This is a genomic window from Polaromonas sp., from assembly GCF_039932935.1.
Classification (GTDB): domain Bacteria; phylum Pseudomonadota; class Gammaproteobacteria; order Burkholderiales; family Burkholderiaceae_C; genus Polaromonas.
In genome coordinates this window covers 1-4,143 of sequence record NZ_JBDTPB010000136.1, presented here as the reverse complement: position 1 = coordinate 4,143, position 4,143 = coordinate 1, and the positions used below count along the sequence as shown (strand labels likewise).

Below are 4,143 nucleotides of genomic sequence, written 5' to 3'. Positions count from 1 at the left end.
AGCACCACCACCGTGGGCTCGGCCGTGGCGGGCGGCGCCATGCCGCGCAGGGTTTCCAGCAAAAGGTCGGGGTAATGCGCTACCGGCGCAACGCGGTTTTCACTGAACAATTCGGGGAACAACCGCATCATCATTTTGCGGTCTTCCAGCATGTAGCTCACGCCGCTGGGTACACGCAGGTTGTCTTCAAGTACGTAGTATTCACCCTCGCCTTGCGCATTCGGTGCACGCACGATGTCGATGCCACTGATGTGCGAGTAAATGTTGCCGGGCACATCGACCCCCATCATCTCGGGGCGGAACTGCGCATTCTGGAAGATTTGCTCGGACGGCACCACGCCGGCCTTGATGATTTCCTGGCCGTGGTACACGTCGTGGATGAAGCGGTTGAGGGCCGTGACGCGCTGTACCAGGCCTTTTTCCATGCTGGCCCATTCGTGGGCCGGGATGATGCGGGGGATTAGGTCAAAGGGAATCAGGCGTTCGGTGCCGGCGCCGTCTTCGTCTTTGGCGCCGTAGACCGCAAAGGTAATGCCGACGCGGCGAAAAATCATTTCTGCTTCCGCTCGGCGAGCCTGCATCACGTCGGCGGGCTGCCGGGCCAGCCACCGCTGGTAACCCTGGTAATGCTCACGGACGCTGGACTCCGTGGCGTTCATTTCGTCGAACATCGGTCGGCTCATTGGCTTGATCTCCAGCAAGTTATGCGCATGGCAATTGTTTTAGCGTAGCTTAGCAAGTTATGCGCCAAGGCGGTGCACTCGCCGATATTTTTAACGCTCGGGCACATGATGCCAGTAGCGTTTGCCCTCCTCACGCTGGCAGCTAATCTTGTCCGGATGAAGGCTTTGCCATACAGCCGCCCCGCATTGCGGCGACTTCACGAGTTGTATGCCGCGCTCGTCATAGCGCGCGACCACAGAGTCAACGGGGTGGCCAAAGCGATTGCGGTAGCCCGATTGCACCACCGCCCATTGCGGCTTGACGGCGTCCAGGAAAGCCGCGCTGGAGGACGTCTTGCTGCCATGGTGCGGAACCAGCAGAAAGTCGGCCTTGAGGCTGACTGGAACACGGGATACCAACCTGAGCTCCTGCGGCGCCTCGATGTCGCCCACCAGCAAAGCGGTGCGCCCTGCACCGGCAACGCCGGTGGAGATGCGCAACACGCAGCTCATGGCGTTCGGCTTGTTGACCCTGCCATAGTCGGCCGCTTCGGGGTGCAGTACCTCGAACACCACACCGTCCCAGATCCAGCGCTGCCCCGCCACGCAGCGGCTGGCCTTACGCAATGCCTGCAAGGGATGTGCATCTTCGATTGAACTCGTCAAGACTGCGCCAGGCTGCATCGCCAGCACGGCCTGCGCGCCCCCAATGTGGTCAATGTCGCGGTGGCTGATCATCAGCATGTCCACCCGCTCGCCCAGCGCGCGCAGCAACGGCACCAACACGCGGTGCCCGGCATCGCTCTCGCGCGAAAACCGTGGTCCGGCGTCGTACAGCAGTGTGTGGCTCGCGGTACGCACCAGCACGGCGTTTCCCTGGCCGATGTCCGCCGCCAGCAATTCGAATTGCCCTGGCGCCATGCGGGCCGGCTGCCACAGCAGCACCGGGAGCAACAGCGGCACCCCCAGCAGGCGAAAGCACAGCGGCAAACGCGTGGCCAGCAGGCTGCCGCCCGCTACGCCGGCCACTGCACACCACAAGGGCGCAGCGGCCACGCTGATCGACGCCAGCGGCCAGCTCGCCAGCCACTGCAGAAAAATCGCCAGCGTACCAACGGCCCACGCGGCCAACGTCCACACCGGCGCCCACAGAACGCCCATCAAGGCCAGCGGCGTGATGACCAGCGTCACCACGGGAATCGCCACCGCATTGGCCACTAGGCCGACCACCGAAACCTGGTTGAACAGCAGCAACGACAGCGGGGTCAGCGCCAGCGTGACCACCCATTGCTCCCGCATGGCGCCCGCTGCGCCTTGCAGCCACTTTGCCCCGCGCCGCCGCCACAGCCCGGATTTATCATAAAATACGGCTGCAGCCCTTTCGCCATGAGCGCGAACAGCTCCTGAATCTGTAGCAAACAGCACCCCTACGGCAACAAAGGACAGCCAGAATCCGGCCTGCATCAAGGCCCAAGGATCCAGGGTCACCACCACAGCCATCGCCAGTAACCAGGCTTGCTGCCAGGGCCACTGCCTGCCGGCCTGTCGCAGCAAGATCATGGTGGCCAGCATCCAGATGGTCCGCTGGGCCGGTACCCCCCAACCGGAAAACAAGGCATACAGCGTTGCCAGCAGCAAGCCGCCCAAGGCACCCGCGCCGGCCGCGGGCAAGGCCAGGCACAGCCGCGGCGTCAGGCGTGCAGACCGCCGCCAGAGGCCACCGATAAGCAGCGACGCGGCCCAGGCAAACATGGTGATATGAAGCCCTGAAATACTCATCAGGTGGGCAACACCCGTGGCGCGAAAGACATCCCAGTCGGCACGCTCAATGGCGGCCTGGTCGCCCACCACCAGCGCGGCGATGACACCGGCGATCTGCCGGTTTTCAATACGCTCAAAGATCGCTTCACGCACCGCTTGGCGCACCCGCTCGACGGGCTGCTGCCAGCTGCTGGAAAGCTTTGCGGGCGGTACGTCGCGCTGCCCGGCACGCACATAGCCCGTCGCCTGGATGCCCTGCTCCCACAACCAGAGTTCGTAGTCAAAGCCGTACGGGTTGCTATTACCATGCGGTGCCTTGAGCCGCACGGTCATCTGCCAGCGTTCGCCGGCACGCAACACTTGCGGCTGCCGTTGCAGCGCCAGTGCCAGCTCAAACGGATCGGCGTCTTGCGCAGGGGCGGGAGGCTCCCGCCCGGCAAAGCCCGAATACCAGCCCAGCAGGATTTGCGGCGGGAGCGTGACTGCGCCGCCATTGAGGCGGGCAGACTCCACCGCAAGGCGAAAGCGCACGCCGTCTTCTCCGGGTTGCGGCATCGCCAGCACCTGGCCTGTGACCTCGATATCGCGGCCCTCCAGTGCCGGGTTGAGCGCCGCAGTCAGGAACGCGCCGGCCCGCCAGCCCGTGAGGCCAACGCCGAGCAAGGCAGCAAGGGCAAAGCCCGAAACCCCCCGTCCCCACGAAGGAAGGCGCAAGCCGCCAAACCGCAGGTACAGGCCAGCCAGGGCGCAAGCCAGCAGCGCCATGGCGGCGTAAACCTGCTGCGGCCATAAGACAGACTGCTGCAGCTGCAAGGCAACGCCCGCAATAAAGCCGGCAAACACCGGCCCCGGGCTTGCCACATACAGCCGTACCCCGGCTGATACAGGTCGATTCAAACCCGCCTCCCCTTTGAACTGTTTTTTTTGTACTGACCGCTTTGAGCTTAACGGGAAAGCGCGGCAGGCAGCCGACATGGCTTATTCACACCGGAGACCACGTGGCGCAGCTCTTGCTTTCAGAAATGCCACCAATTCCGGGTAAGCTGTTTACACGGCGTTCCTGAGACCGCAAGATGTGGCGGTCTGTTGAGCGTATTTCCCTGAGGGCGTCATTGCACGCCCGTTCACTTAAAAGCGAGGTTGCCTTGTCCATCCACGTCGCCCTGAGCCACATCACGCATTACAAATACGACCGCCTGGTCAAGCTCGGCCCCCAGGTCGTCCGCCTGCGGCCTGCGCCGCACAGCCGCACGCAGGTGCTGTCGTATTCCCTCAGGGTCGAGCCCGCCGGGCACTTCATCAACTGGCAGCAAGACCCGTTTGCCAATTACCAGGCACGGCTGGTGTTTCCGGAGCCGACACGCGAATTCAAGGTCACGGTGGACCTGGTTGTGGAAATGGCGGTGTTCAACCCGTTTGACTTCTTCCTGGAGCCCGCGGCCGAGGAATTTCCCTTTACCTACAACGCGCTGCAGGCCCGCGAGCTCGCGCCCTACCTGGCCACCCAGCCGGCCACGCCGCTGCTCAAGCGCTATCTCGAGAAAATCGACCGCACACCCAAGCGCACCATCGATTTTCTGGTGGGCCTGAACCAGGGCCTGCAGTCGGACATCAAATATTCCATCCGTATGGAGCCGGGCGTGCAGACGCCCGAAGAAACGCTGCGGCTGGCCTGCGGCTCCTGCCGCGACACCGGCTGGCTGCTGGTGCAGCTGCTGCG

Annotated in this window: 3 protein-coding genes; 1 reads left to right on the top strand and 2 read right to left on the bottom strand. The window is 63.6% G+C overall.

Annotated elements, in window-relative coordinates; translation table 11 throughout:
• A partial coding sequence (locus tag ABI546_RS20175; RefSeq protein WP_348049563.1) for a circularly permuted type 2 ATP-grasp protein occupies positions 1-683 on the bottom strand: 683 nt, incomplete at its 3' end.
• A 90-nt stretch (positions 684-773) separates the two neighbouring features.
• Entirely contained in the window at positions 774-3,284 is a 2,511-nt protein-coding gene (locus ABI546_RS20170) for a DNA internalization-related competence protein ComEC/Rec2 (protein WP_348049565.1), read from the bottom strand.
• Positions 3,285-3,568: 284 nt separating this feature from the next.
• Here ABI546_RS20170 and ABI546_RS20165 point away from each other — a divergent pair.
• Positions 3,569-4,143, top strand: a 575-nt coding sequence (locus ABI546_RS20165) for a transglutaminase N-terminal domain-containing protein (protein WP_348049561.1), incomplete at its 3' end; no start/stop codon positions are given.